Here is a 25,515-nt window from a genome sequence, read left to right on the forward strand (position 1 = left end):
AGACATGGGAACGAAGACAGTGGACGAGACGAACACCGCCGAAGAGCCGGAGGCCGTCGCGGCCACCGACCCCGAGGACACCGACCTTCTTGAGGACCCCGACGCCGGGACCGAGGAGACGCCCGAGACGAAGGAGAGCTCCTTCGTCGGCCAGGGCGCCGCCGCGGTCGTCTCCGCCGCGCTCGGCCTGGTGTCGCTGACCGGCGGCTGGATCGGCACCGTCGCCGCCGCGCGGGAGACCCTCATCGGCCAGCTGGAGACCTCCTCCAGCGCCAGCGTCGCCACGCAGATCGACCGGGTCTACGGCAACGCCTGGCAGGCCACCGCCTTCTGGGCCGGCGCCTTCGCGCTCGTCGCCCTGATCGTCGGCGTCCTCACACTGGCCAGGCCCGCCTTCGGCGTCCCCGGCAAGCCGCAGCCCGTCTGGATCAAGTCGGTCTCCTGGGCGGGCGTCGCCCTCGGTGTGATCGGCCTGCTGATGGCCGTACTGAAGTACACCGACGTCCTGCTCGGGCTGCCCTCCGCGCCCTGAAACACCGCAGGTCCTGAGGGGTCTTAGGGAATCCGTGAGCACCTTACGGAGCCCCTGAGGCCCCTCGGCCGCGTCTAAGGCCCCCACCACCGCCGAAGATGCGGAACTCTCCCGATGTGGCCGACCCCCCTGGCGGACGAGAGTGGAGGCATCGCAGGGAGCGAAACCCTCGCAGCCCGCGAAACCCACTCTCATCAGGGGGAACACCATGTTCGAGTTCGAGCTTCACCACCTGCGCTCCGCCGACCTGATCCGCGAGGCGGACAACGAGCGCCTGGCCCGCGAGGCCGTACGCAGCCGCCGCGCCGCCCGCCGGGAAGCCGCCCGACGGGCCGCCGAGGGCGAAGTACATACCGCACGCCGCGGCCGGCCGCGCACCGCCCGCACCGCGTGACCGTCACAGGCCTGACGGCGGGGACCACCGGGAAAACCGGTGCCCCGCCGTCAGTGCCGCATGCGATGCTCGGGCCCGTGGAGACCCAGTTCGTCAGCCCGGTGTTCGTCGGCCGCACCGAGGAGTTGCAGGCCCTGAAGGACGCGCTCGCCCGCGCCGACGCGGGCGAGCCGCAGGCGCTGCTGCTCGGCGGCGAGGCCGGGGTCGGCAAGACCCGGCTCGTCGAGGAGTTCGCCCAGCACGCCGCCCGCGCCGGGGCCGTCGCCGCCCTCGGCGGCTGCGTCGAGATCGGCGCCGACGGACTGCCCTACGCCCCCTTCTCCACCGCGTTGCGGGCCCTCCGCCACGAACTGCCCGCCGAACTCGCCGCCGCCGCCCAGGGCCAGGAGGAGGACCTGGCCCGGCTGCTGCCCGAACTCGGCACCACCGGCACCGGCCGGTACGACGACGAGAACGGCGTCGCCCGCCTCTTCGAACTCACCGCCCGCCTGCTGGAACGCGTCTCCGCCGACCGCACCGTCGTCCTCGCCCTGGAGGACCTGCACTGGGCCGACGCCTCCACCCGCCATCTGCTCGCCTACCTGCTGCGCACCCTGCGCACCGGCCGCCTGGTCGTCCTCGCCACCTACCGCGCCGACGACATCCACCGCCGCCACCCGCTGCGCCCCCTGCTCGCCGAACTCGACCGGCTGCGCACCGTCCGCCGGATCGAACTCGGCCGCTTCAACCGCGCCGAGGTCGGCCGCCAGATCGCCGGGATCCTCGCCGCCGAACCCGACCCCGCCCAGGTCGACGCCATCTTCGAACGCTCCGACGGCAACGCCTTCTTCGTCGAGGAACTCGCCGTCGCCTCCCACGAGGGCTGCGCCGCCGGACTCACCGACACCCTGCGCGACCTGCTCCTGGTGCGGGTCGAGGCGCTGCCCGAGACCGCCCAGCGGGTCGCCCGGATCGTCGCCGAGGGCGGCTCCACCGTGGAGTACCCGCTGCTCGCCGCCGTCGCCGGGCTCCCCGAGGACGACCTCATCGAGGCACTGCGCGCCGCCGTCAACGCCAGCATCCTCACCCCCGCCCCCGGCAGCAACGGCTACCGCTTCCGGCACTCCCTGGTCCGCGAGGCCGTCGGCGACGACCTGCTGCCCGGCGAACGCTCCCGCCTCAACCGCGCCTACGCCGAAGCCCTCCAGGCCGACCCGAGCCTCGTCCCCGCCGACGGACTCGTCATGCGCCTGGCCAGCTACTGGTACCACGCCAACGACCCCGCCAAGGCCCTGCCCGCCGTCCTGGACGCCTCCGTCGCGGCCCGCCGCCGGCACGCCCACTCCGAGCAACTGCGACTCCTGGAGCGGGCCATGGAGCTGTGGGACGCCGTTCCCGAGGACGTACGGGCCACCCTGCGCCCCGTCGACTACACCGAGGTCTACCCGCCCTGCGGATGCGACCCCGCCACCAAGGCCCTGAGCTATCTCGACCTGATGGCCGAGGCCGCCGTCGCCGGACGCCTGTGCGGGGAGCGGGAACGCGCACTGAAGATCACCAAGCGGGCGCTGCGCCTCCTGGAGGGGGAGGACGACCCGCTGCGGGCCGCGTGGTTCTGGACCCAGCGCGCCCGGCTGATCCAGGCCCAGGCCCGCGGCGACGGCTGGCAGGAGATCGCCACCGCCCAGGAGCTGGTCCGCGGCACACCCCCGTCCGAGGTGCACGCCGAAGTCCTGGCCACCGTGGCGTCCTGGGCCATGGTCCGCTCACCCGGACCCGAGGCCATGACGGCGGCCGAACGCGCCGTCGAGTACGCGCGCATGGTCGGCGCCACCGAGATCGAACTGAACGCCCGCCTCACCCTCGGCGGTCTCCTCGTCGAGGCCGGGGACAGCCAGACCGGGCTCGCCGTGATGCAGGAGGTGCGCGAGCAGTCCCTGGCCCTCGGCGTGCCGTCCGTGATCGGCCGCAGCCACATCAACCTGGGCTCCGTACTCGTCGGCGTCGGCCGCGCCGAGGACGCGCTCGACGTCCTCCAGGACGGACTGCGCATCACCAGGGAGCGCGGACTGCGCGACTCCGAGGCCTGGATCTGGGCCAACCTCGCCGAGGCGCTGATCAGTCTGGGCCGCTGGGACGAGGCCGTCGAGGCCGCCGACAGCGCCCGGCGCACCGGACAGGTCGCCAAGCCCCGCGGCTGCGCCGCCCACTGCCTGGGCACCATCGCGCTCGCCCGCGGACAACTGAACGACGCCGCCCGCCACTTGGCCGACGCCCGCGCCTCCTACGGCACCCACGACCCCATGCCGCAGAACAACCTGCCCGTCGCCCGGCTGGCCATCGCCCACGCCGCCGCCGAGGGCCGCCTCCTCGACGCCCGCGCCGAACTCGCCCGCACCCTGGACACCGGCTTCCAGCCCGGCACCCAGCGCTACGCCTGGCCCGTCCTGCTCGACGCCGCCGTCGCCGAGGCCGACGCCCGCACCCTGCCCGTCGCCCAGGAGGGCCGCGCCGAGACCCTGGAGCGCCTGTTCTCCGCGGTGAGGACCCTCACCACCGACGCCCCGATCTGGCACGCCTACGACCAGTGGACCCGCGCCGAACTCCGCCGGGCCGAGGGGGAGACGCCCGTCGGCCTGTGGTCGGCGGTGGTCACCGCCTTCGAACAGCTCCAGCGCCCCTACGACCTGGCCCGCGTCCGCCACCGCCTCGCCGAGGCCCTGCTGACCACGGGCGGCGAGGAGGACCGCGCCCCGGCCGCGGAACTGCTGCGCCTCGCCCACGCGGTCGCCCAGCACCTGGGCGCCCGCCCCCTGGCCGACGAGGCCGCCTCGCTCGCCCAGCGGGCCCGGTTGCCACTGACCGCCGAGGCACCGCCGCGTCCCGCCGCCAACGGCCTCGGGCTGACCACCCGCGAGCACGACGTCCTTCGCCTGGTCTCGGCCGGCCGCACCAACCGGCAGATAGCCGAGGAACTGTTCATCTCCCCGAAGACCGCCAGCGTCCACGTCTCCAACATCCTCGCCAAGCTCGGCGTCGCGGGCCGCGGGGAGGCCGCGGCGGTCGCCCACCGGCTGGGCCTGTTCACGACGGGGGACGGGGAGCGGGTCGGCGCGGGATAATGCCGGAAGGCAACCAGTGAGGAGCCGTGTTGTACCAGATCGAGTACACCGAGCGTGCTGCGGCCCAGCGGGACGCGCTTCCCGAGGACCGCCGCAAGCTCCTGGAGCGCGGCCTCCTGAAGCTCGCCGAGGACCCGTTCACGCCCGTGTCGCAGGCCGTGAGCGGGGAGGACATCCGCGTGGTGTCCGTGGCCCCCGGACTGACCGTGGACTACATGGTCCACCGGGCGTTCCTGATCCTCGTCTCGGTGGCGGTCCTGGACCGGTCGCTGATCGAGGACGAGTGACCCGCGCGCAGCCCGGGTCTACTTCACCTGCACCTCCAGAATCCGGTCGTCCGTGTCCTCCGGGTCACCCCGGCCGTCCGTGTTGCTGGTAACCACCCACAGCTTGTCGCCGCCCGCCGGCACCACGGTCCGCAGCCGGCCGTACTCGCCGTCCAGGAAGGACTGCGGTTCTGCCGCGGCCTCGGTGCCCTTCAGCGGGATCCGCCACAGGCGCTCGCCCCTCAGGCCCACCATCCAGATCGAGCCCTCGGCGTGGGCTATGCCGCTGGGGGAGGCCTCGTCGGTGCTCCACTGGGCTATCGGGTTGTGGAAGTCCGGGTCGTCGGACCTGCCCTCGACCTCGGGCCAGCCGTAGTTGTCGCCCGGCTTGATCGCGTTCAGCTCGTCCCAGGTGTCCTGGCCGAACTCCGAGGCGAACAGGCGCTGCCGGTCGTCCCAGGCCAGGCCCTGCACATTGCGGTGGCCGTAGGAGTAGACGGGGGAGTCGGGGAAGGGGTTGCCCGGGGCGGGTTCGCCCTCCGGGGTCAGGCGCAGGATCTTGCCGCCGAGGGACTCCTTGTCCTGGGACAGACCCTCCTCACCGCTCTCGCCGGTGCCCGCGTACAGCATCTTGTCCGGGCCGAAGGCGATCCGGCCGCCGTTGTGGATGAAGCCCTTGGGGATGCCCCGGAAGACCGTGTCGGGCGCGCCCAGCTGCTCACCGGCGGGCCTGTCCTCGTCGTAGAGCATGCGGACGATGCGGTTGTCCGAGGCGGAGGTGAAGTACGCGTAGACCATGTGGTCCGAGGCGTAGTCCGGGGACAGCGCGAGCCCCATCAGGCCACCCTCCCCGGCCGGGGACACCCCGGGCACCTCGCCCAGCTCGGTCTTCCTGCCGGTCTTCGCGTCGACCCGGGTGATCGTCCCCTCGTCACGGGACGAGACGAGCAGGTCCCCGTCGGGCAGCGGGGCAAGGCCCCAGGGCGTCTTCAGGTCCTCGGCGACGGTACGCACGACCTTGGCCGACCCCTTGGCGGGAGCGGCCTCCTCGCTCGCGGCGGGGGAGGACGCCGACGCCGTGTCCCTCGGCGCCGTACTCTCACCGCCCCCGGCCGAACCGCCGTCCCCGTCGTCGGAACACCCGGCCGTCAGCAGAAGCGCGGCCGCGGCCAGTACGGCCGACACAGCTCGACGTTGCACGATCATGGTCCCTTCGACGCGCCCGACTCCTACCTGTCATACACCGCTCGCGCCCCACAGGTTCCCGATCAAGAAATCCCGAACCACGGCGCCGGACGACGCGACCTCGCGGACACGACCTAGGTCCTGTCTTCAAACTCCCGCCTGCCCCGAGCCGCCATGCACGCACTCTCGCCGCACCGACCAAAGGTCCAAGTAGCTCCGCTACGAGCACCTTCGCCCGGCACGCCGAGAGCACGCACCTGACGCCGCGGGGCCGCCCTCCGGGCGACGACGGGAGTTGAAGACAGGCCCTAGTCCCAGGACCCCCGGGCCCCCGGCAGCCTCCCGATCTCCGCCAGGTCCTCCGCCGTGAGCCGCAGCTCCGCCGCTCCCGCGTTCTCCCCGACCCACCGCTCCCGCTTCGCCCCGGGCACCGGTACCACGTGCCGTCCCCGGGACAGGACCCACGCCAGGGCGACCTGGGCCGGGGTGACCTCGGGGCCGTGGCGCCGGGCGACGCGGCGCAGGCCCGCCACGATCGGCTGGTTCGCGGCCATCATCTCCGCCGTGAAGCGGGGGTGGCGGGCGCGGACGTCGTCCGGTTCGAAGCCCTCGCCGGGCGTGAGGGTGCCGGTGAGGAAGCCGTTGCCCAGCGGCATCGCCGCCAGGAAACCGATGCCGCGCGCCTCGCACCACGGGAGCAGCTCGTCCAGGGCCTCCGGCGACCACACCGACAGCTCCGCCTGCACCGCGCTCACCGGGAACACCTGCTGGATCCGCCGCAACTGCCCGAGCGTGCCGTCGTGCAGGCCGGCCCCCGACCGGCGTCCGCCGCGCGCGCCGACCGCGCACATGCCCAACGCCCGTACCTTGCCCGCCTGTACGAGCTCCGCCATCGCGCCCCAGGTCTCCTCGACGGGGACCTCGGGATCGGCGCGGTGCAGCTGGTACAGGTCGATGACGTCCGTCTGGAGCCGCCGCAGCGAGGCGTCGCAGGCCCGTTTCACATAGCCGGGGCGGCCGTTGGCGACGATGTGCTGCTCACCGACCAGCAGCCCGACCTTGGTCGAGACGAAGGCGTCCGACCGGCGCTCCTTCAACACCCGCCCCAGCAGCAGCTCGTTGGTGAACGGGCCGTACATGTCGGCGGTGTCCAGCAGCGTCGACCCCAGATCGAGCGCCCGGTGCACGGCCCTCAGCGACTCGCCGCCGCGCTGCCGCGACGTGCTGTAGGCCCAGCTCATCGGCATGCACCCGAGTCCGACAGCCCCCACCGCGAGCGCCGCCGCGCCGATCGTCCTGCGCTCCACCTGGCCGTAACCCTCCCTCTTCCGGCACCCCAACCTAACCTCTGCCGTCCCGCGGACCTGACATAGCCTCCGGAGCATGACTCCTGACGTGTGGCTTCCCATTCCGCCGGACGAGATCGAAGGGCTCCCGGAGGGTCCGCAGTACCGTTTCTGGGACGGTGCCGAGGACTTCCCCGCCGACCCCGCCGACTGCGCCTTCTACGTCGTCCCCTACATGAAGCCGGCGGGCCTCGGACAGCGCCCGCTGCCGCACATGAGCAACGTGGAGGTCGTACAGACCCTGTCCGCCGGCACCGACCACGTCGAACCGGGCCTGAAGCACCTGCGCCCCGGCGTCCGGCTGTGCAACGCCCGCGGCGTGCACGAGGCGAGCACCGCCGAACTGACCCTCGCGCTGATCCTGGCCTCGCTGCGCGGCATCCCCGACTTCGTGCGCGCCCAGGACAAGGGGGAGTGGCTCGGCGGCTTCCGGCCCGCCCTCGCCGACAAGAACGTCCTCATCGTCGGCTACGGCTCCATCGGCGCCGCCATCGAGGACCGGCTCGCGCCGTTCGAGCTCGCGCGGGTGGCGCGCGTCGCGCGCTCCGAGCGCACCACGGCGCGCGGGCCCGTGCACCCACTCACCCAACTCCCCGCCCTGTTGCCCGAGGCGGACGTCGTCGTGCTGTCCACACCGCTCACCGAGGCCACCCGTCACCTGGTCGACGCGGGCTTCCTGGCCCGTATGAAGGACGGCGCCCTGCTGGTGAACGTGGCCCGCGGCCCGGTCGTCGACACCAAGGCCCTGCTCGCCGAGCTGGAGACCGGGCGCATCACCGCCGCGCTCGACGTCACCGATCCCGAACCCCTGCCCCCCGCCCACCCGTTGTGGCGCGCGCCCGGCGTCCTCATCAGCCCCCATGTCGGCGGACCCACGTCCGCCTTCATGCCCCGCGCCAAGCGGCTGCTGGCCGACCAGTTGCGCCGCTTCGTGAACCGGGAGCCGTTGCGCAACGTGATCCTTACGACGGGCACGCCCACCGGCCCGTCGGGCAACGCAACAACCACGTAATCCGGTTCGGGTACCCTCCGCATTCCTCCGGACGCGGTCCGTGCCCGCATCCCCGCTGGTCGTCACGGAGCGTAGAGAACCTATGTCCCTGAGTGACGAGACTGGTGTATCGTCCCGACAGGGGCTGCGCCGCGCACCGTTCGGCGCCGGGGATGGACATTTCAGACTGTGAGGGGGGCGACGGGCGATGCACGGCCTATGGACCAACGATCCGACGCGGCGGGGCCGCCGACGGCGACCCTGGCGCACGACCGCGCGCAGACGAGGCCACCACGGCAGCCACAGCCGGCACAGCCATCACACCCCTCACCGCAGGCACAACGGCCGCCGCAGGAACACACACCCGGCCCACCGGGACCCGCGGGACCCGGGAGCGGCGCGGACCGGGAGGGACCGGTGAGCTCGCCGCCTCCCACCACCCTCAACGGCGCGTTGCGGGTGCGTCCCACGTCGGGGGTGCTGACCCGGCCGCCGTCCTCCGGCGCCGGGCGCGGCATGGTCCCCCAGCTCGTCCTGGCCGTGGTCTGCGCGGGATACGCCGTCGGTTCCGCGCTCGGCTGGGGTTCGCGGCAACTGGCCCTGATCATGGGCGACTTCGGGCTGAGTGCCGCCGCCGCGGTGGCCGCCGTGAGCTGCCTGCTGCACGCCCGCAGCCGCCGCGTCCGCTTTCGTCCCGCCTGGCTGCTGTTCGGCCTCTCCTCGCTGATGGCGTCCCTCGGCAACCTGGTGTGGGGATGGTACGAGGTCGTACTCGGGCGGCCCGTGCCCAGCCCCAGCTACGCCGACCTGTTCTTCCTGTGCTTCGCCCCGCCTGCCATCGTGGGCCTGCTGGTGCTCGCCAAACGCCCGGTGACCAAGGCCGGTTGGGTCTGCCTGGGACTGGACGCCTGGCTGATCGGCGGCTCCCTGCTCACCCTGGCCTGGAGCCTGGCCCTCGCCCAGACCGCCGCCCAGTCCGAGGCGACGAGCGTGTCGCACACCGCGCTCTCGCTCGCCTACCCGCTGCTGGACATCGCCCTGGTCAGCATGGTGCTCGCGCTGCACTTCCGGCGCTCGGCGGTCAACCGCACCGCCGTCAACACCGCCATCGGCGCGCTCGCGCTGACCGTGGTGTGCGACGCCCTGTTCACCTCGCCGCTGCTGCACAACAGCTACCGCTCCGGCCAACTCCTCGACGCGGGCTGGTTCGCCGGCTCCCTGCTGCTCGCGTACGCCCCCTGGGCCGCCCCCCGGCGCGGCGACGCCGAGCGGCCGGAGAGCGAGGGGTACACGCGCGTGGTGCACGAGCATGTGCCGGGGCAGCAGGGACCGCGCGGCGGCCACCATCACCCGCCCGCGCCAGGTGATCACAGCCGCTACCCGGCGGCCCGCCCCATCGCCGGTTCGCTGGCCGCGCTCACGCCCTATCTCGCCGCCGCCGTCTGCACGTTGGGGATCCTCTACAACGTCCTCAACGGCCGCAGCGTCGACCGCGTCGTGCTCATCACCGGCGGCACCGTCGTGCTCGCCCTCGTGATGCGCCAGGGCATCATGCTGATCGACAACATCACCCTCACCCAGGAACTGGCCCAGAAGGAGAACCACTTCCGCTCCCTGGTACAGGGCTCCAGCGACGTCATCATGATCGCCGCCCCGAACGGCATCCTGCGCTACGTCTCCCCGGCCGCCGCCGGTGTCTACGGCCGCTCCGCCGAGGAGTTGGTGGGTACCGAACTGGCCAATCTCATCCACCCGGAGGACCTGGGCTGTGTGGTGCACGAGGTGCGCCGCTTCCTCGCCGCCAGCCCGGGCGAGGAACCGACCACCCGTATCGAGTGCCGCTTCCGCTCCGGGGACGGCGGCTGGCTGAATGTGGAGTCCACCGTCAACCGTCACCACGGTGGACTCATCTTCAACAGCCGCGACGTCACCGAGCGCGTCCGCCTCCAGGCGCAGCTCCAGCACAACGCCGAGCACGATCCGCTCACCGACCTGCCCAACCGCGCCCTGTTCACCAAGCGCGTGCAGCAGGCCCTGTCCGGGCGCCGCGCCTCCGACCGCGGTGCCGCCCTGCGCGGCACCGCCGTCCTCTTCATCGACCTCGACGGCTTCAAGGCCGTCAACGACACGATCGGGCACCAGGCCGGGGACGAACTGCTCGTCCAGGCCGCCCGGCGGCTCCAGGAGGCGGTGCGGCACGGCGACACCGCCTCCAGACTGGGCGGCGACGAGTTCGCCGCGCTGATCGTCGGGGACGGAACCCGGGACCGCACCGCGCGGGAACGGCACATCCTGGAGCTCGCCGACCGTCTGCGGGTCACGCTGTCGCAGCCGTACACCATCGACGGCAACGATGTCCGGGTCGCCGCCTCCATCGGTGTCGCCTTCGCCGAGCCGGGCCTCGGCGCGGGTGAGCTGCTGCGCAACGCCGACCTGGCGATGTACCGCGCCAAGGCGGCCGGCAAGGGCCGGGTGGAGCTGTACAAGCCGCAGATGCAGCAGGACGTCGTACGCAAGGCCGAGCTGGCGACCCGGCTGCGGGCCGCGCTGCACGACGGCGAGTTCGTCCTGCTGCACCAGCCGGTGGTGTCCCTGGAGGACGGCCGGATCACATCGGTCGCCGCCCAGGCGCGCTGGCGGTCCTCGCAAGGCGTGCTGTTCACGCCCGCCGAGTTCCTGCGGGTCTCCGAGGGCAGCGACAAGACGGCCGAGCTGGGCCGCTGGATGCTCCAGGAGGCCGTGGAACTGGCCGCCGAGCGCACCGCCACCGGCGTCTCCGTACCGGTCTGCGTCCGGATGAGCGCACGCCGCCTGCTGGACCGCTCGATGCCGCTGGACTCCATCGAGGCCCTGCTCACCCGGCTCGGGCTGCCCTCGGGCGGCCTGGTGATCGAACTCGCCGACACCGACGTCCGTACGTCCCTGGACGACCTGGAGCGCAGGCTGAGCGCGCTGCGGCGGCTCGGGGTACGGATCGCGCTGGACGGCTTCGGCACCGGCTGCGGGGCGATCACCGCGCTGCGCAGGCTCCCCGTCGACATCCTCAAGCTCGACCGCGGGCTCGTGGACGGGGTCGTGGAGTCCGCGCGGCTGCACAAGATCACCAGCGGGCTGCTGCGGATCGCCGCCGACCTGGGACTGCAGTCCGTGGCCGACGGGGTGGATCTGCCCGAGCAGGTGGTGGCGCTGCGCGCCATGGGCTGCACCCACGGCCAGGGCATGGCGTTCTCCGGCCCGCTGGACGAGTACCGCTTGCGCAGAGCGCTCGGATCCGGCCACTTTCCGGTCCCGCACGGCCCCGCGGAACCCGCGTTCGCGGGCGTGCGCGAGCCCCGCGGAGTGCCCGCCGTCCTGGGCGGCGGCCGTTCACATAATGAGACTCCCGTCCCACCACCTTGACACGCGGTGCGTGCCGGGGGGAGGGTCAGTGCCATGCGCACCCGAATTCTCGTACTTGGAAAGCGCGTCGGCTGACGCTGAGCCACGACCGCTCAGCGACCCACTCCGGCGCGCTCCCCTCGCTTGCCTTACGGCACGAGGGGTTTTTTGTTGCACCAGCACCCGTCGTACACCGCACAAACTTCGCAAAAACCCTCAGCATCGAGAAGAGAATGCCGATGACCGAGCAGGCCACCGGGGCCCATCATCCGCAGCCGCGGCCCCGTTCCGGAGGACAGCAGTCCGCGCCCGAGCACGTCACGGGAGCGCAGTCCCTCATCCGCTCCCTTGAGGAGGTCGGCGCCGACACGGTATTCGGCATTCCCGGTGGTGCGATCCTCCCGGCGTACGACCCGCTGATGGACTCCACGAAGGTGCGGCACGTCCTGGTCCGGCACGAGCAGGGCGCGGGCCACGCGGCCACCGGCTACGCGCAGGCCACCGGCAGGGTCGGCGTCTGCATGGCCACCTCGGGCCCCGGCGCCACCAACCTGGTCACCCCGATCGCCGACGCGCACATGGACTCCGTGCCGCTGGTCGCGATCACCGGTCAGGTCGCCTCCAAGGCGATCGGCACCGACGCCTTCCAGGAGGCGGACATCGTCGGCATCACCATGCCGATCACCAAGCACAACTTCCTGGTCACCAAGGCCGAGGACATCCCGCGGGTGATCGCGCAGGCGTTCCACATCGCCGCCACCGGCCGCCCCGGCCCGGTCCTGGTCGACATCGCCAAGGACGCCCTCCAGGCGCAGACCACCTTCTCCTGGCCGCCCACCATGGACCTGCCCGGCTACCGGCCCGTGACCAAGCCGCACGCCAAGCAGATCCGCGAGGCCGCCCGGCTGATCACCTCTGCCAAGCGCCCCGTCCTCTACGTCGGCGGCGGTGTGCTGAAGGCGTCCGCCACGGCCGAGCTGAAGGTCCTGGCCGAGCTGACCGGCGCCCCCGTCACCACCACCCTGATGGCGCTCGGCGCGTTCCCCGACAGCCACCCGCAGCACCTGGGCATGCCCGGTATGCACGGCTCGGTGGCCGCCGTCACCGCGCTGCAGAAGGCCGACCTGATCGTCGCCCTCGGCGCCCGCTTCGACGACCGCGTCACCGGCAAACTGGACAGCTTCGCCCCGTACGCCAAGATCGTCCACGCGGACATCGACCCGGCCGAGATCGGCAAGAACCGCGCCGCCGACGTGCCGATCGTGGGCGACGCCCGCGAGGTCATCGCCGACCTGATCCAGGCCGTGCAGAAGGAGCACAGCGAGGGTCACAAGGGCGAGTACGAGGCCTGGTGGAAGGACCTCAACCGCTGGCGCGAGACCTACCCGCTCGGCTACGACCAGCCCGAGGACGGCTCGCTCTCCCCGCAGCAGGTCATCCAGCGGATCGGGCAGCTCGCCCCCGAGGGCACGATCTTCGCGGCGGGCGTCGGCCAGCACCAGATGTGGGCCGCCCACTTCATCCAGTACGACAAGCCCGCCACCTGGCTGAACTCCGGCGGCGCCGGAACCATGGGCTACGCGGTCCCCGCCGCCATGGGCGCCAAGGCCGGCGCGCCGGACAGGACGGTCTGGGCGATCGACGGCGACGGCTGCTTCCAGATGACCAATCAGGAGCTGACCACCTGCGCCCTGAACAACATCCCGATCAAGGTCGCCGTCATCAACAACGGCGCCCTCGGGATGGTCCGCCAGTGGCAGACCCTGTTCTACAACCAGCGGTACTCCAACACCGTGCTGCACTCCGGTCCGGACGACGTCAACCCGCAGGCCCGCGGCACCCGCGTCCCGGACTTCGTGAAGCTGTCGGAGGCGATGGGCTGTTACGCCATCCGCTGCGAGGACCCCGCCGACCTCGACAAGGTCATCGAGGAGGCGAACTCCGTCAACGACCGTCCGGTCGTCATCGACTTCGTCGTCCACGAGGACGCCATGGTGTGGCCGATGGTCGCCGCCGGCACCTCCAACGACGAGATCATGGCCGCCCGGGACGTCCGCCCCGACTTCGGCGACAACGAAGACGACTGAGCGAGAGAGACGTAGAAGATCATGTCCAAGCACACGCTCTCGGTCCTGGTGGAGAACACGCCCGGCATCCTGGCGCGGATCGCCGCCCTGTTCTCCCGCCGCGGCTTCAACATCGACTCGCTCGCGGTCGGTGTCACCGAGCACCCCGACATCTCCCGCATCACCATCGTGGTCAGCGTGGACGATCTGCCGCTGGAGCAGGTGACCAAGCAGCTCAACAAGCTCGTCAACGTGCTGAAGATCGTCGAGCTGGAACCCGGTTCGGCCGTTCAGCGCGAACTCGTTCTGGTGAAGGTGCGCGCCGACAACGAGACGCGCTCCCAGATCGTGGAGATCGTCCAGCTGTTCCGCGCCAAGACCGTGGACGTCTCGCCCGAGGCCGTGACGATCGAGGCCACCGGCTCCAGCGACAAGCTGGAGGCCATGCTGAAGATGCTGGAGCCCTTCGGCATCAAGGAACTGGTCCAGTCCGGCACCATCGCGATCGGCCGCGGCGCGCGTTCGATCACCGACCGGTCGCTGCGCGCCCTCGACCGTTCGGCATAACGACGGATCCGGGCGGCCGGGACACACCGGCCGCCCGCATTCCGAGACCCTAGAACTTCCCTTCCGCCCGCCGTCATACGGTGGGACGCAACACCTGCACCCAAGGAGAGAACCCAAAGTGGCCGAGCTGTTCTACGACGCCGACGCCGACCTGTCCATCATCCAGGGCCGCAAGGTCGCGGTCATCGGTTACGGCAGCCAGGGCCACGCCCACGCGCTGTCGCTCCGTGACTCGGGTGTCGACGTCCGCGTCGGTCTGCACGAGGGCTCCAAGTCCAAGGCGAAGGCCGAGGAGCAGGGCCTGCGCGTCGTGACGCCGTCCGAGGCCGCCGCCGAGGCCGACGTCATCATGATCCTGGTCCCGGACCCGATCCAGGCCCAGGTCTACGAGGAGCACATCGCCCCGAACCTCAACGACGGCGACGCCCTGTTCTTCGGCCACGGCTTCAACATCCGCTTCGGCTTCATCAAGCCCCCGGCCGGCGTCGACGTCTGCATGGTCGCCCCGAAGGGCCCGGGCCACCTGGTCCGCCGCCAGTACGAGGAGGGCCGCGGCGTTCCCTGCATCGCCGCCGTCGAGCAGGACGCCTCCGGCAACGCCTTCGCGCTCGCCCTGTCCTACGCCAAGGGCATCGGCGGCACCCGCGCCGGCGTCATCAAGACCACCTTCACCGAGGAGACCGAGACCGACCTGTTCGGTGAGCAGGCCGTCCTCTGCGGTGGCACCGCCGCCCTGGTCAAGGCCGGTTTCGAGACCCTGACCGAGGCCGGCTACCAGCCGGAGATCGCCTACTTCGAGTGCCTGCACGAGCTGAAGCTGATCGTGGACCTCATGTACGAGGGCGGCCTGGAGAAGATGCGCTGGTCGATCTCCGAGACCGCCGAGTGGGGCGACTACGTCACCGGCCCGCGGATCATCACCGACGCCACCAAGGCCGAGATGAAGAAGGTCCTCGCCGAGATCCAGGACGGCACCTTCGCGCAGGCGTGGATGGACGAGTACCACGGCGGTCTGAAGAAGTACAACGAGTACAAGAACGCGGACTCCGAGCACCTGCTGGAGACCACCGGCAAGGAGCTGCGCAAGCTCATGAGCTGGGTGAACGAGGAGGCGTAAGCCTCATGCGCAACAGGGCCGGAGCAAGCGCTCCGGCCCTGTTGTCCACCGCGTCCAACCACGGACGGGTGATCCTTACGAGGAGGCGTGAGACCGCCTCCGCCACGGCACTACACTGCCGTACTACATACGCGTCAGGCCCACAGCGTCGTGCGTCTTCCACGCGGCAAGCCCCCCTCCACCGCCTGCGGCCGTCGGGACGGCCGTCCGCATCGCACATGTGAGGACTCACGTGAGCTCGAAACCCGTCGTACTCATCGCTGAAGAGCTGTCGCCCGCGACTGTCGACGCGCTTGGCCCCGACTTCGAGATCCGCCACTGCAACGGCGCCGACCGGGCGGAGCTGCTCCCGGCCATCGCCGACGTGGACGCGATCCTGATCCGTTCGGCCACCAAGGTCGACGCCGAGGCCATTGCAGCCGCCAACAGGCTCAAGGTCGTCGCGCGAGCCGGCGTCGGCCTGGACAACGTCGACGTCTCCGCCGCCACCAAGGCCGGCGTGATGGTCGTCAACGCCCCCACCTCCAACATCGTGACCGCCGCCGAGCTGGCCTGCGGTCTGATCCTCGCCACCGCCCGCAACATCCCGCAGGCCAACGCCGCGCTGAAGAACGGCGAGTGGAAGCGGAGCAAGTACACGGGCGTGGAGCTGGCCGAGAAGACCCTCGGTGTCGTCGGCCTCGGCCGTATCGGCGCCCTGGTCGCCCAGCGCATGTCCGCCTTCGGCATGAAGGTCGTCGCCTACGACCCCTACATCCAGCCGGCCCGCGCCGCGCAGATGGGCGTCAAGGTGCTGTCCCTGGACGAGCTGCTTGAGGTCTCCGACTTCATCACCGTCCACCTGCCGAAGACCCCCGAGACGGTCGGCCTGATCGGCGACGAGGCGCTGCGCAAGGTCAAGCCGAGCGTGCGCATCGTCAACGCCGCGCGCGGCGGGATCGTCGACGAGGAGGCGCTGTACTCCGCCCTCAAGGAGGGCCGGGTCGCCGGTGCCGGTCTCGACGTGTATGCCAAGGAGCCCTGCACGGACTCCCCGCTGTTCGAGTTCGACCAGGTCGTGTGCACCCCGCACCTCGGCGCCTCCACCGACGAGGCGCAGGAGAAGGCCGGTATCGCCGTCGCCCGCTCGGTGCGCCTGGCCCTCGCCGGTGAGCTGGTCCCGGACGCGGTCAACGTCCAGGGCGGTGTGATCGCCGAGGACGTCAAGCCGGGTCTGCCGCTCGCCGAGCGCCTGGGCCGGATCTTCACCGCGCTCGCCGGTGAGGTCGCGGTCCGCCTCGACGTCGAGGTGTACGGCGAGATCACCCAGCACGATGTGAAGGTGCTGGAGCTGTCCGCCCTCAAGGGTGTCTTCGAGGACGTCGTCGACGAGACGGTCTCCTACGTCAACGCCCCGCTGTTCGCGCAGGAGCGCGGCGTCGAGGTGCGGCTGACCACCAGCTCGGAGTCGGCCGACCACCGCAATGTCGTCACCGTGCGCGGCACGCTCGGCAACGGCGAGGAGGTCGCGGTCTCCGGCACGCTGGCCGGTCCCAAGCACCTGCAGAAGATCGTCGCCGTCGGCGAGTACGACGTCGACCTCGCGCTCGCCGACCACATGGTGGTGCTGCGCTACGAGGACCGCCCGGGTGTCGTCGGCACCGTCGGCCGGGTCCTCGGCGAGGCGGGCATCAACATCGCCGGTATGCAGGTCGCCCGTGCGGCGGCCGGCGGCGAGGCGCTGGCCGTCCTGACCGTGGACGACACGGTTCCGGCGGCGGTGCTGGCCGAGCTGTCCGAGGAGATCGGGGCCACCTCGGCCCGCGCGGTGAACCTCGTCTGAGGCTCCGGTTCTGCGAGGACGCCGGACGGACCGAGAGATCGGCCCGTCCGGCGTCCTTTGTTGTCCGCTCACCCGCCGGAGGGGCTGAGCACGTCGGCCTGCGGAGCGTCCTCGCTGTCCCGCACCTTGATCCGCCGCAGCGTCACCGCCCCCAGTACCGCCGCCCCGACGAGCAGCACCGCCCCCGCCACGGCCGCCGCCTGCATCCCCGCCGTGAACGCCTCCCGGGCCGCCGACGCCAGGGCCTCTCCCGCGCGCCCCGGCATCCGCTCGGCCACGGCCAGCGCGCCGCCCAGCGTCTCGCGTGCTGACTCCGGCGTGCCGTCCGGCAGATCGGCGCGGTAGACAGCCGTACCGATGGACCCCAGCGCCGCCATGCTCAGGGCGCCGCCGAACTCGGTGCCGGTCTCCATCAGCGACGAGGCCGTGCCCGCCTGCTCCACCGGCGCCGCGCTCAGCGCGAGGTCGGTGAGCTGGGACATCACGGCGACGATCCCGCAGGCCAGCACCGCACACGCGGCCAGCAGTAGCCACATGTCGTCCGAGTCGGTCAGGGCCAGCAGCAGATAGCCCGACGCGGCGACCGCGAAGCCCCCGGCGACCACATGGGCGCGCGGCACACCCCGGCCCACCAGCCCGGCCGCGAACGGCGCCGCCGCCCCGATGGGCAGGGAGGGCAGCAGACTCCACAGCGCCGCCTCCAGCGCGCTCTTGTCGAGCACGGACTGCAGGTACTGCGTGGTGAAGTACGCCGAGCCCATCATCCCGAAGGCGGAGACCAGGTTGAGCACGACCGCCGGGCTGAAGCCGGGGATCCGGAACAGGGCGGGCGGGATCAGCGGTGAGGCCGCGGTGCGCTGCCGGTGCACGAAGAGCGCCGCGAAGAGCAGACCGACGGTGACCGAGACGACGTACGCCGCGCTCCAGCCGTTGGCGGCGATCTCCTTCAGCCCGTAGATCACGGGCAGTACGGCGGCCATGGACAGCGGCACGCTCACCCAGTCGAAACGGCCGGGCGCGGGGTTCCTGGACTCGGGCAGCAGGACCGGGCCGAGCAGCAGGAGCAGGACCATCGCGGGCAGGTTGACCAGGAAGACCGAGCCCCACCAGAAGTGCTCCACGAGCACCCCGCTCATCACCGAGCCGAGCGCGATCCCGGAGGTCATCACACCGGACCACACCCCGATCGCCTTGGTGCGCTGCGCGGGGTCGGTGAACATCGTGCGCACCAGCGCCATGGTCGACGGCATCAGGGTGGCGCCGCCGATGCCGAGCACCGCGCGGGCGGCGATCAGGGTCTCGGCGCTGTTGGCGTACGCGGCCACCAGGGATGCGCCACCGAAGGCCGCCGCGCCGCACAGCAGCAGCCGGCGCCGGCCGATCCGGTCGCCGAGCGAGCCCATCGTCATCAGCAGGCCGGCCAGGACGAATCCGTAGATGTCGAAGATCCACAGCTGCTGGGTACTGCTGGGCTCCAGGTCCGCGCTGATCGCCGGGATCGCGAAGTAGAGCACCGAGACATCCATCGAAGCCAGCATCAGCGGCAGCATCAGCACGCCGAGGGCGGTCCATTCGCGGCGTCCGGCGCGTAGGGACGGGGTGGTGTTCGTCGTCATGGCGGTGAATGTACGCGCGTCTTAAACGCTTGTCTAGAACGATTGTGTAAGACGGTCGTATGGGACGGCTGTATGGACGGGCGGTAGGGTGGCCCGCATGGGACACCGTGAGGATCTGCTCGAAGGCGCCAAGCGCTGCCTGCTGGCGAAGGGTTTCGCGCGGACGACCGCGCGCGACATCGTCAAGGAGTCGGGGACCAACCTGGCGTCGATCGGCTACCACTACGGCTCGAAGGACGCTCTGCTCGCCGAGGCGTACCTCGCGCTGGTCAGCGACCTCTCCGACGCCTTCGACGGCCAGGAGGGCGGAGGCATCACCGCCCCGCCCGGCTCGCTCGAACGGTTCCGGGAGGTCTGGTCGAACATCATCGGCACCATGCGGGAGCCCGGTTCGATGTGGCACCTGAGCATGGAGATCGTGGCGATGGGCGACCAACTGCCCATCGTGCGCGACCACTTGGCCAAGCAGCAGCGGGACGCAGAACGGGCCCTGGTCTCCCTGTTCACGGGCGTCCCCGAGGGCGAGATCCCGGACGAGCGGCTGGACACCCTAGGCCGCTTCTACACCACCCTGATGACGGGCCTGATCGTCCAGTGGAACTTCGACCCCGAGCGCGCCCCCGACGCCGACGCCCTCACGGAGGGGCTCAAGGAGCTCATCGAGGCCGCCTCCTAGAGCCGCGCCCCTTTGAGCGCCATGTGCAGCAGCAGCCGGTCCTCCCCGTCGTCCAGGTCCAGGCCCGTCAGCTGCTCGACGCGGGAGAGGCGGTAGTACAGGGTCTGCCGGTGGATGCCCAACTCGGCGGCCGTGCGCGCCGCCTGTCCCGCGCAGTCCAGGTAGACCTCGGCGGTGCGGGCCAGTTCGCGGTGGGCGGGGGAGAGGAGCGGGGTCACCGCCGGGTCCTGGGCCGTCTGCGGGGGCAGCGCGGTCAGCAGGCGGTACGGGCCGATGCGGGCCCACTCCGCGACCGGCCCGAGGCGCGGCTCGGCCAGCACCGCGCGGGCCGCCGCCGACGCCTCCCGCCAGGCCGCGCCGAGTTCCGCGAGCCCGCTGCGCGCGGCGGAGATGCCGGCGCCCCCGCCACTCACCCGTTCCAGCAGCCGCGTGGCCGCCGAGGTCGCCGGGGTCGGCGTCTGCGCGGACCGCAGCCGGATCAGCAGCGCCAGACAGTGGCCCGCCGCGCCCCACGGCACCGTGCACAGGGCCGTCGCGCCCGGCACCGTGCGCACCGAGGGCGCGTCGTCCGGGTCGGCGGAGGGCCAGGGGGCCACGCAGACCATCGTGTGGAGGGAGTCGGCGCGGGTGCCGAGGGCGGTGCGCAGCTCGGCGATCGCCATGTCCCGCTGCCAGTCCCGCTCGGCGGTCAGCACGGCCCGCAGCTCCCGGCTGAGGTCGGCGCCGTGCTGGGCCTCGTCGGCGAGCAGGTCGCCGATCCGGGCGGTGACGTCCATCGCGGCGGCGAGCTGGCGGTCGGTGGGGCCCGGGTCGTCGTCCAGGAGCCAGACGTAGCCGAACACGACACCCCGATGGCGTACCGGGAGACAGATCCGGCCACGGTAGACGCCCGCCTCCGGGGTCGGCGGGATCCGGACGGGTGCGGTCGCCCGGGTGATGCCGAAGCCCTCGAACCAGGTGCGGACGGCCGCCGTGGAGCGGCGGGTCAGGATCGAGCGGGTGCGCACCGGGTCCAGCGCGGAGGCGTCCAGCTCGTCCTCGCTGTCGTAGGCGCCGAAGGCGATCAGCTCGAAGTCGCGGTTCTCCAGGGTCGCCGGGGCGCCCAGCAGCTGAGAGATCTCGTCGACCAGCTCCTGGTAGTCGGCCTTGTATTCAGGCGTCACGCGGGCATTCTCCCTCATTTCCCGAGGGCCCTCATACATCTGTATGAGATCTGCGGCACGGATGCGTGACAGCTGTCGATGGCCGACGATCGGAGGGATCCTTAGGTTTCACGGTGGTTCTCCGTGCTGTTTCCCATGCGTTGGGTTTCGGCCAGTCTCTGATGGTTTGTGGAGGTGCCCCGTGCTGGGTCCCGTGATTCTCGCCGCGTCGCGCAGCGACCGGATGCGACGTCTGGTCTCGGCGGCCCCGGTCACCAAGCAGGTCGTGGACCGCTTCATCCCGGGCGAGACCGTGGACGAGATCGTCCCGATCATCGAGGACCTCACGGCCAAGGGCCTGGAGCTGACCATGGACGTGGTCGGCGAGGACATCACCACCCCCGAGCAGGCCGAGGCCGCCCGGGACGCCTACCTGGAGCTGATCGACCGGCTCAAGGGCCTGGAGCTGGGCACCCGCGCGGAGATGTCCGTGAAGCTGTCGATGTTCGGCCAGGCGCTGCCCGGCGGCCACGAGCTGGCGCTCGCCAACGTCCGCCCGGTCGTCGAGGCCGCCGCCGAGATCGGCACCACCGTCACCCTCGACGCCGAGGACCACACCACCCTCGACTCGATGTTCGCCATCCACGAGGAGCTGCGGAAGGACTTCCCGCAGACCGGCTGTGTGATCCAGGCGTACCTGTTCCGCACCGAGGCCGACGCCCGCCGGCTCGCCGAGAACGGCAGCCGCGTCCGGATCGTCAAGGGCGCCTACAAGGAGCCCGCCGAGGTCGCGTACCAGGACAAGGCCGAGATCGACAAGGCGTACGTCCGGATCATGCGCATCCTCATGGAGGGCTCCGGGTACCCGATGATCGGGTCCCACGATCCGCGTCTGATCACCATCGCCCAGGAGCTGGCCCGGCGCGCCGGGCGCAAGCTCGACGAGTACGAGTTCCAGATGCTCTACGGCATCCGCGGCGAGGAACACCTCCGCCTGGCCGCCGAGGGCCACCGCATGCGCGTCTACACCGCGTACGGCACCGACTGGTACGGCTACTTCATGCGCCGCCTCGCCGAGAAGCCCGCCAACCTGCGGTTCTTCCTCAGGTCGATGGTCAGCAAGGGCTAGCCCGAAACACCCGCTCACGTACAAGGAGTTACGGATCTCATGGACGCTGTGACCCAGGTCCCCACCCCCGTCAACGAGCCGGTGCACGGCTACGCCCCCGGCTCGCCCGAGCGTGCCCGGCTGGAGGCCAAGCTCAAGGAGCTGGCCGACAACCCGATCGACCTGCCCTGCACCATCGGCGGTGAGAAGCGGATGGGCGGTGGCGAGGTCTTCCAGGTCGTGCAGCCGCACAACCACAAGGCCGTGCTCGGCACCTACCGCAACGCCACCCAGCAGGACGCCCAGGACGCCATCGACGCGGCGCTGGCCGCCGCCCCGGCCTGGCGCGCGATGTCCTTCGACGACCGCGCCGCGATCATCCTGCGCGCCGCCGAACTGCTGGCCGGCCCCTGGCGCGAGACCATGGCCGCCTCGACCATGCTCGGCCAGTCCAAGACCGCCCAGCAGGCCGAGATCGACACCCCCTGCGAGCTGGTCGACTTCTGGCGCTTCAACGTCGCCTACGCCCGCCAGATCCTGGCCGAGCAGCCCCCGGCCAACTCCCCGGGCGTGTGGAACCGCCTGGACCACCGCCCGCTGGAGGGCTTCGTCTACGCGATCACGCCGTTCAACTTCACGGCCATCGCGGGCAACCTGCCGACCGCTCCCGCGCTGATGGGCAACGTCGTCGTGTGGAAGCCGTCCCCGACGCAGACCCACGCCGCCGTGCTGCTGATGCGGCTGCTGGAGGAGGCCGGTCTGCCCAAGGGCGTCATCAACCTCGTCACCGGCGACGGCATCGAGGTCTCCAAGGTGGCCCTGGAGCACCGGGACCTCGCGGGCATCCACTTCACCGGCTCCACCAAGACCTTCCAGTACCTGTGGAAGACGGTCGGCGCCAACATCGAGAAGTACCGCTCGTACCCGCGTCTGGTCGGTGAGACCGGCGGCAAGGACTTCGTCGTCGCCCACCCGAGCGCCGACCGCGCGGTGCTGAAGACCGCGCTGACCCGCGGTGCCTTCGAGTACCAGGGCCAGAAGTGCTCGGCGACCTCCCGCGCCTACATCCCGGCGTCTATCTGGAACTCCGGTTTCAAGGAGGAGTTCGCCTCCGAGGTCGACTACATCACCATGGGTGACGTCACCGACCTGTCGAACTTCATCGGCGCCGTCATCGACGAGCGTGCCTTCGCCAAGAACAAGGCCGCCATCGACCGTGCCAAGCAGGACCCGGCCTGCACGATCGTCGCGGGCGGCTCCTACGACGACTCGGTCGGCTACTTCGTCCGCCCGACCGTCATCGAGTGCACCGACCCGGCGAACGAGGTGTTCACCACCGAGTACTTCGGCCCGATCCTCGCCGTGCACGTCTACGAGGACGACAAGTACGACGAGATGCTGGAGCAGATGGAGTCGGTCTCCGACTACGCGCTGACCGGCTCGGTCATCGCGGGCGACCGCGCCGCCGCCGCGTACACGATGGAGAAGCTGCGCTACGCGGCCGGCAACTTCTACATCAACGACAAGTCGACCGGCGCCGTCGTCGGCCAGCAGCCCTTCGGCGGCGGCCGCGCCTCCGGCACCAACGACAAGGCCGGCGCCCCGCAGAACCTGATGCGCTGGACGCTGACCCGCGCCATCAAGGAGACGCTGGTCCCGCCGACCGACTACACCTACCCGCACATGGGCTGACACCCCGTCGCACAGGACAGGGGCCGGGCACACTGCCCGGCCCCTGTCCTGTCGTTCCCGGGGGCGCTAGCCCGGCATCTCCGTGCGCTCCCACCACTCGTACACCGGCAGCTCCCCCTCCGGGGTGTCCGCCCGGCGCGAGGTCGGCCGGAAGTGCTCGTAGCCGTTGCGCAGCTCGACCTTCACATCCGGGCCCGGGCTCGGGGTCGGCACGATCCGCTCGGGCAGATCGTCCGGCCCGCCTTCGAGAAACACCTTCGCCGTGTCGTTCATGCCGATCACCGTTCCCCTCGCACCCACGGTAGTCCCCGGCCGCGCCCGGGGATCAGTCGAGTGGCCGAGTCCCATCGGTCGCCGTCAGCACCGTTCGATACTGGGGTCATGACCACCTCCCACGTCCTGCGCACCGTCCACACCGCCGACCTCACCCCGGCCGAACTGAAGACCCTGCGCGCCCTGTTGGACGACGTCTTCGACGGGGACTTCGCGGACGAGGACTTCGAGCACTGCCTCGGCGGACTGCACACCATCGCCTACGAGGAGGGCGGGCGGCCCGTTGCGCACGGGGCCGTGGTGATGCGCCGGGTGCGCCACGGCGGGCGCTGGCTGCGCGTCGGGTACGTCGAGGGCGTCGGCGTCCGCGCCGACCTGCGGCGTGCCGGGCTCGGCGGGCGGGTCATGGCGGAACTGGAGCGGGTCGTGGCGCAGGCATACGACGCCGGGATGCTCTCCGCCAGCGACGAGGGCGCCGCGCTGTACGCGTCGCGGGGCTGGCAGGTGTGGTCCGGGCGTATCTGCGCGCTCGGTACGGAGGGTGTGGTCCGGCTGCCCGACGAGGAGGGGACCACCTTTGTGCTGCCCGGACTCGCCGGTCCCCTGGACGTGGAACAGGAGCGGGATCTGGTCTTCGACTGGCGCGACGGCGACGTGCTGTAACCCACACGACATCGGCGAAACCGCAGGTCAGCGGTGTGGGTCCGGTGGTGCCGTCTCAGATAGTAGGAAGTCCGACTAATTGTGGAGACAGAAAAGCCACCCTCCCTTAACTTTGTAGGAGCCGAACGTCTCGCTCGATCAAGCGAATGGCGGTCGAGAGCCGGGCCCCGTGCAGGCAACCCCTGCGGCACCGCTCCCCGCCCAACCGGCGTCTCGTAACCCCTCTTTGCGCTCCAGGAATTCGAAGGAGTCGATTTCTCATGGCCGAGACGACCGTCCGCCGCGTCCGTCACCACTCCCGTACGAGCGAGTCCGACCGCAAGAACGCCGCCGCCGCGCTCCAGCGCGCCCTCGACCGCCGCGACAACGGCGGCTCCACCGGGCACTGAGCCGCGCCGCCCCTGACCACCGGGAGCCGCACCCGGGCGAGGCGCGGCGCCGGGCTCGTCCCGCGCGCCGCGCCTCGACCCGGCTGTCCGTATCGCGGACATGGCATGTCATCCCCTGGGACGAGGAGTAGGGTGCCGACATGTCTCGCAGCATCAATCTCGCAGTGATCCCGGGTGACGGCATCGGCCAGGAGGTCGTGGCCGAAGGTCTCAAGGTCCTCTCCGCCGTCCTTCCGCAGGATGTGAAGCTGGAGACCAAGGACTACGACTTCGGCGCCCGGCGCTACCACGCCACCGGTGAGACCCTCACCGACGCCGACCTCGACGCCCTCAAGCAGCACGACGCCATCCTGCTCGGCGCCATCGGCGACCCCAGTGTCCCCTCCGGCGTCCTGGAGCGCGGCTTCCTGCTGAAGCTGCGCTTCGCCTTCGACCACCATGTCAACCTGCGTCCGTCGAAGCTCCTCCCCGGGGTGGCCACCCCGCTGGCCGGTGAGCCGTCGATCGACTTCGTGGTCGTCCGTGAGGGCACCGAGGGCCCGTACACCGGCAACGGCGGCACCATCCGCAAGGGCACCCCGCACGAGGTCGCCACCGAGGTCTCCGTCAACACCGCGTTCGGTGTCGAGCGGGTCGTCCGGGACGCCTTCGCCCGCGCCCAGGCCCGGCCGCGCAAGAAGCTCGCGCTGATCCACAAGAACAACGTGCTGACCTTCGCCGGTCACCTGTGGACCAACATCTTCAACCAGGTGGCCGAGGAGTTCCCCGAGGTCACCACCGAGTACATGCACGTCGACGCGGCGACCATCTACCTGGTCACCCAGCCCGAGCGGTTCGACGTCATCGTCACCGACAACCTCTTCGGCGACATCATCACCGACCTCGCCGCCGCCGTCTCCGGCGGAATCGGCGTCGCCGCGAGCGGGAACATCAACCCCTCCGGCGAGTACCCCTCGATGTTCGAGCCGGTCCACGGTTCCGCGCCCGACATCGCCGGCCAGGGCAAGGCCGACCCCACCGCCACGGTTCTGTCCGTCGCCCTGCTGCTGCGTCACCTCGGCTACGACGCCGAGGCCGCCCGGATCGAGGAGGCGGTCTCCGCCGACCTCGCCGAGCGCACCGGCAAGCCCGCCCGCTCCACCGCGGAGATCGGTGACGCGCTCGCGGTACGCGTAGCCGGCTGACCCGGTC

General features: G+C 71.2%; 21 protein-coding genes. 16 read left to right on the forward strand and 5 right to left on the reverse strand.

Features of this window, described 5'->3' with window-relative positions:
• The first annotated feature begins 4 nt into the window (after nucleotides 1–4).
• From ACZ7L7_RS19915 to ACZ7L7_RS19930, 4 genes are all read left to right on the forward strand, one after another.
• Nucleotides 5–532 carry a hypothetical protein gene (locus ACZ7L7_RS19915; protein ID WP_285513594.1) on the forward strand — a complete coding sequence of 176 codons (528 nt, stop codon included), beginning with the start codon at nucleotides 5–7 and terminating at the stop codon, nucleotides 530–532.
• Nucleotides 533–740: 208 nt separating this feature from the next.
• Entirely contained in the window at nucleotides 741–926 is a 186-nt protein-coding gene (locus ACZ7L7_RS19920) for a hypothetical protein (protein WP_285513595.1), read from the forward strand.
• A gap of 65 nt (nucleotides 927–991) precedes the next feature.
• Nucleotides 992–4,027: a helix-turn-helix transcriptional regulator gene (locus tag ACZ7L7_RS19925; protein WP_453606612.1), complete on the forward strand. Its 3,036-nt coding sequence runs from the start codon at nucleotides 992–994 to the stop codon at nucleotides 4,025–4,027.
• Nucleotides 4,028–4,053: 26 nt separating this feature from the next.
• Nucleotides 4,054–4,314 (forward strand): type II toxin-antitoxin system RelE family toxin, encoded by a 261-nt coding sequence (locus tag ACZ7L7_RS19930; protein ID WP_285513597.1) that lies wholly within the window; start codon nucleotides 4,054–4,056, stop codon nucleotides 4,312–4,314.
• 18 nt (nucleotides 4,315–4,332) lie between these two features.
• On the opposite strand, the gene ACZ7L7_RS19935 is transcribed toward ACZ7L7_RS19930, so the two are convergent.
• On the reverse strand, nucleotides 4,333–5,499 hold the full coding sequence (locus ACZ7L7_RS19935) for a PQQ-dependent sugar dehydrogenase (RefSeq protein WP_453606615.1): 1,167 nt from the start codon (nucleotides 5,497–5,499) through the stop codon (nucleotides 4,333–4,335).
• Between the two features lie 287 nt (nucleotides 5,500–5,786).
• The gene (locus ACZ7L7_RS19940; protein WP_285513599.1) at nucleotides 5,787–6,785 is read right to left on the reverse strand and encodes an aldo/keto reductase; all 999 of its coding nucleotides are present in this window, start codon (nucleotides 6,783–6,785) and stop codon (nucleotides 5,787–5,789) included.
• A gap of 76 nt (nucleotides 6,786–6,861) precedes the next feature.
• Here ACZ7L7_RS19940 and ACZ7L7_RS19945 point away from each other — a divergent pair, with 76 nt between their 5' ends.
• The 6 genes from ACZ7L7_RS19945 (at nucleotide 6,862) to serA (ending at nucleotide 16,765) form a co-directional block, all read left to right on the forward strand.
• The gene (locus tag ACZ7L7_RS19945; RefSeq protein ID WP_471592979.1) at nucleotides 6,862–7,836 is read left to right on the forward strand and encodes a 2-hydroxyacid dehydrogenase; all 975 of its coding nucleotides are present in this window, start codon (nucleotides 6,862–6,864) and stop codon (nucleotides 7,834–7,836) included.
• 396 nt (nucleotides 7,837–8,232) lie between these two features.
• A complete protein-coding gene (locus ACZ7L7_RS19950) occupies nucleotides 8,233–11,214 on the forward strand; it encodes a putative bifunctional diguanylate cyclase/phosphodiesterase (protein ID WP_453606621.1) in 2,982 nt (993 codons plus the stop codon).
• Nucleotides 11,215–11,432: 218 nt separating this feature from the next.
• Nucleotides 11,433–13,280, forward strand: coding sequence for an acetolactate synthase large subunit (locus ACZ7L7_RS19955; protein ID WP_453606624.1), 1,848 nt, complete (start codon nucleotides 11,433–11,435; stop codon nucleotides 13,278–13,280).
• A gap of 21 nt (nucleotides 13,281–13,301) precedes the next feature.
• Nucleotides 13,302–13,826 carry an acetolactate synthase small subunit gene (ilvN, locus tag ACZ7L7_RS19960; RefSeq protein WP_093722996.1) on the forward strand — a complete coding sequence of 175 codons (525 nt, stop codon included), beginning with the start codon at nucleotides 13,302–13,304 and terminating at the stop codon, nucleotides 13,824–13,826.
• A gap of 118 nt (nucleotides 13,827–13,944) precedes the next feature.
• Complete coding sequence (gene ilvC, locus ACZ7L7_RS19965) at nucleotides 13,945–14,943, forward strand: ketol-acid reductoisomerase (RefSeq protein WP_093722997.1); 999 nt, start codon at nucleotides 13,945–13,947, stop codon at nucleotides 14,941–14,943.
• A gap of 232 nt (nucleotides 14,944–15,175) precedes the next feature.
• Entirely contained in the window at nucleotides 15,176–16,765 is a 1,590-nt protein-coding gene (gene serA, locus ACZ7L7_RS19970) for a phosphoglycerate dehydrogenase (protein ID WP_093722998.1), read from the forward strand.
• Nucleotides 16,766–16,833: 68 nt separating this feature from the next.
• Here the strand turns inward: serA and ACZ7L7_RS19975 are convergent, their stop codons facing one another.
• The gene (locus tag ACZ7L7_RS19975) at nucleotides 16,834–18,381 is read right to left on the reverse strand and encodes an MFS transporter (RefSeq protein WP_472076697.1); all 1,548 of its coding nucleotides are present in this window, start codon (nucleotides 18,379–18,381) and stop codon (nucleotides 16,834–16,836) included.
• A gap of 97 nt (nucleotides 18,382–18,478) precedes the next feature.
• On the opposite strand from ACZ7L7_RS19975, the gene ACZ7L7_RS19980 reads away from it, so the two are divergent.
• Nucleotides 18,479–19,057, forward strand: coding sequence for a TetR/AcrR family transcriptional regulator (locus ACZ7L7_RS19980; RefSeq protein ID WP_453606631.1), 579 nt, complete (start codon nucleotides 18,479–18,481; stop codon nucleotides 19,055–19,057).
• Here ACZ7L7_RS19980 and ACZ7L7_RS19985 read toward each other — a convergent pair.
• Complete coding sequence (locus ACZ7L7_RS19985; protein WP_471592977.1) at nucleotides 19,054–20,238, reverse strand: PucR family transcriptional regulator; 1,185 nt, start codon at nucleotides 20,236–20,238, stop codon at nucleotides 19,054–19,056. The genes ACZ7L7_RS19980 and ACZ7L7_RS19985 overlap by 4 nt on opposite strands.
• Before the next feature lie 163 nt (nucleotides 20,239–20,401).
• Between ACZ7L7_RS19985 and ACZ7L7_RS19990 the strand changes: the two genes are divergently transcribed.
• Nucleotides 20,402–21,328 (forward strand): proline dehydrogenase family protein, encoded by a 927-nt coding sequence (locus ACZ7L7_RS19990; protein WP_472076699.1) that lies wholly within the window; start codon nucleotides 20,402–20,404, stop codon nucleotides 21,326–21,328.
• Between the two features lie 39 nt (nucleotides 21,329–21,367).
• Complete coding sequence (gene pruA, locus ACZ7L7_RS19995; protein WP_471427537.1) at nucleotides 21,368–22,999, forward strand: L-glutamate gamma-semialdehyde dehydrogenase; 1,632 nt, start codon at nucleotides 21,368–21,370, stop codon at nucleotides 22,997–22,999.
• Nucleotides 23,000–23,065: 66 nt separating this feature from the next.
• Here the strand turns inward: pruA and ACZ7L7_RS20000 are convergent, their stop codons facing one another.
• Nucleotides 23,066–23,272 (reverse strand): DUF5988 family protein, encoded by a 207-nt coding sequence (locus tag ACZ7L7_RS20000; RefSeq protein ID WP_453606641.1) that lies wholly within the window; start codon nucleotides 23,270–23,272, stop codon nucleotides 23,066–23,068.
• Nucleotides 23,273–23,380: 108 nt separating this feature from the next.
• Here ACZ7L7_RS20000 and ACZ7L7_RS20005 point away from each other — a divergent pair, with 108 nt between their 5' ends.
• The 3 genes from ACZ7L7_RS20005 (at nucleotide 23,381) to ACZ7L7_RS20015 (ending at nucleotide 25,508) form a co-directional block, all read left to right on the forward strand.
• Nucleotides 23,381–23,935 (forward strand): GNAT family N-acetyltransferase, encoded by a 555-nt coding sequence (locus ACZ7L7_RS20005; protein ID WP_471592976.1) that lies wholly within the window; start codon nucleotides 23,381–23,383, stop codon nucleotides 23,933–23,935.
• 260 nt (nucleotides 23,936–24,195) lie between these two features.
• Nucleotides 24,196–24,324 carry a hypothetical protein gene (locus ACZ7L7_RS20010; protein WP_093723005.1) on the forward strand — a complete coding sequence of 43 codons (129 nt, stop codon included), beginning with the start codon at nucleotides 24,196–24,198 and terminating at the stop codon, nucleotides 24,322–24,324.
• 140 nt (nucleotides 24,325–24,464) lie between these two features.
• Nucleotides 24,465–25,508, forward strand: a complete 1,044-nt coding sequence (locus tag ACZ7L7_RS20015; RefSeq protein WP_471427533.1) for a 3-isopropylmalate dehydrogenase — start codon at nucleotides 24,465–24,467, stop codon at nucleotides 25,506–25,508.
• Nucleotides 25,509–25,515: the final 7 nt, after the last annotated feature.

Source organism: Streptomyces sp. NPDC110618 (assembly GCF_055657065.1).

Bases quoted from the DNA above. Each gene is read 5' to 3' on its own strand.
- ilvN (WP_093722996.1), top strand. From the start codon at position 13,302: ATGTCCAAGCACACGCTCTCGGTCCTGGTGGAGAACACGCCCGGCATC.
- ACZ7L7_RS19945 (WP_471592979.1), top strand. From the start codon at position 6,862: ATGACTCCTGACGTGTGGCTTCCCATTCCGCCGGACGAGATCGAAGGG.
- ACZ7L7_RS19955 (WP_453606624.1), top strand. From the start codon at position 11,433: ATGACCGAGCAGGCCACCGGGGCCCATCATCCGCAGCCGCGGCCCCGT.
- ACZ7L7_RS19975 (WP_472076697.1), bottom strand. From the start codon at position 18,381: ATGACGACGAACACCACCCCGTCCCTACGCGCCGGACGCCGCGAATGG.
- ACZ7L7_RS19920 (WP_285513595.1), top strand. From the start codon at position 741: ATGTTCGAGTTCGAGCTTCACCACCTGCGCTCCGCCGACCTGATCCGC.
- ACZ7L7_RS19915 (WP_285513594.1), top strand. From the start codon at position 5: ATGGGAACGAAGACAGTGGACGAGACGAACACCGCCGAAGAGCCGGAG.
- ACZ7L7_RS19985 (WP_471592977.1), bottom strand. From the start codon at position 20,238: ATGAGGGAGAATGCCCGCGTGACGCCTGAATACAAGGCCGACTACCAG.
- ACZ7L7_RS20015 (WP_471427533.1), top strand. From the start codon at position 24,465: ATGTCTCGCAGCATCAATCTCGCAGTGATCCCGGGTGACGGCATCGGC.
- ACZ7L7_RS20005 (WP_471592976.1), top strand. From the start codon at position 23,381: ATGACCACCTCCCACGTCCTGCGCACCGTCCACACCGCCGACCTCACC.
- ACZ7L7_RS20000 (WP_453606641.1), bottom strand. From the start codon at position 23,272: ATGAACGACACGGCGAAGGTGTTTCTCGAAGGCGGGCCGGACGATCTG.
- ACZ7L7_RS19980 (WP_453606631.1), top strand. From the start codon at position 18,479: ATGGGACACCGTGAGGATCTGCTCGAAGGCGCCAAGCGCTGCCTGCTG.
- pruA (WP_471427537.1), top strand. From the start codon at position 21,368: ATGGACGCTGTGACCCAGGTCCCCACCCCCGTCAACGAGCCGGTGCAC.
- ACZ7L7_RS19935 (WP_453606615.1), bottom strand. From the start codon at position 5,499: ATGATCGTGCAACGTCGAGCTGTGTCGGCCGTACTGGCCGCGGCCGCG.
- ACZ7L7_RS20010 (WP_093723005.1), top strand. From the start codon at position 24,196: ATGGCCGAGACGACCGTCCGCCGCGTCCGTCACCACTCCCGTACGAGC.
- ACZ7L7_RS19925 (WP_453606612.1), top strand. From the start codon at position 992: ATGCTCGGGCCCGTGGAGACCCAGTTCGTCAGCCCGGTGTTCGTCGGC.